The 1,174-nt window shown below is 44.2% G+C and carries 2 protein-coding genes and 1 pseudogene; all 3 read right to left on the bottom strand.

All coding sequences use genetic code 11. The features are described from left to right. A pseudogene (locus tag A3756_RS20305) lies at nucleotides 1-400 on the bottom strand (50S ribosomal protein L1); the annotation flags it as partial. Then, the gene (rplK, locus tag A3756_RS20300; RefSeq protein WP_068507436.1) at nucleotides 400-834 is read right to left on the bottom strand and encodes a 50S ribosomal protein L11; all 435 of its coding nucleotides are present in this window, start codon (nucleotides 832-834) and stop codon (nucleotides 400-402) included. The pseudogene A3756_RS20305 and the gene rplK, both read right to left, overlap by 1 nt. A 99-nt stretch (nucleotides 835-933) precedes the next feature. Continuing rightward, nucleotides 934-1,174 (bottom strand): KOW motif-containing protein (locus tag A3756_RS20295; RefSeq protein ID WP_197481417.1); only part of this gene is annotated, 241 nt, incomplete at its 5' end.

The following is a 1,174-nucleotide window of genomic DNA, read 5'->3' as shown; positions in this document are numbered from 1 at the left end:
GACCAAGAATTTGACCTAACTGACCAACTACACGCATTGCGTCCGGAGATGCAACAACTACGTCAAAATCCATGTTTCCAGCTTTAACTTCAGCAGCCAACTCGTCCATACCAACGATATCAGCACCAGCTTCTTTAGCTTTCTCTGCATTTTCACCTTGAGTAAACACAGCAACACGAACTGTTTTGCCAGTTCCATTTGGTAGTACTGTAGAACCTCGAACAGCCTGGTCAGATTTACGCGCATCAACACCTAGGTTGATAGCAACATCTACCGACTCAGTAAACTTAACACCGTTTGAAAGCTCAGCAAGCAAAGCTACCGCTTCTTCTACCGTGTACGCTTTTTCTGCTTGAACTTTTTCCTGCACCAACTTTTGGCGCTTTGTTAATTTTGCCATTAGTTAACACCCTCAGTATTAAGTCCCATGCTACGCGCTGTACCAGCAATAATTCTTACTGCAGCATCCATATCACCTGCATTTAAGTCAGGGTCTTTAGTTTTAGCAATTTCTTCTAACTGAGCGCGAGTAACAGTTCCAACCTTCTCAGTATTAGGACGACCGCTACCACTAGTGATACCAGCAGCTTTCTTCAACAGAATAGATGCAGGTGGGGTCTTCATGACAAAAGTAAAACTCTTGTCACTATATACAGAAATTACAACAGGAACTGGCAGACCTGGTTCAACACCTTGAGTCTGAGCGTTAAACGCTTTACAGAATTCCATGATGTTAACACCGTGCTGACCTAGTGCAGGACCAACCGGCGGACTTGGATTCGCTTTACCAGCGGCTACCTGAAGCTTGATATAAGCATCAACTTTCTTTGCCATTTTTTACTCCTTCGGGTTCAAACGCTTCAATAGCTCCCCGTATAGACAGAAAAAGCCCACTTTGCAGTTCGCAAAGTGAGCAGATAAAATCTTACTTGCTTAGTCTTTTTCTACTTGCCCAAACTCTAGTTCGACAGGGGTAGAGCGACCAAAAATCAGAACCGCTACTTTAACGCGGCTCTTCTCGTAATCTACTTCCTCAACAACACCATTAAAGTCTGCAAACGGCCCATCGATAACCCGAACCACTTCACCAGCTTCAAACAAGGTCTTAGGACGAGGTTTCTCTGCACCCGTCTCTATCTTCTGAAGAATCGTATCAGCTTCACGATCAGTAATT

This window comes from Oleiphilus sp. HI0086 (genome assembly GCF_001635225.1).
The sequence above is the reverse complement of the archived record's forward strand: the minus strand, read 5'-3'. Positions and strand labels throughout refer to the sequence as shown.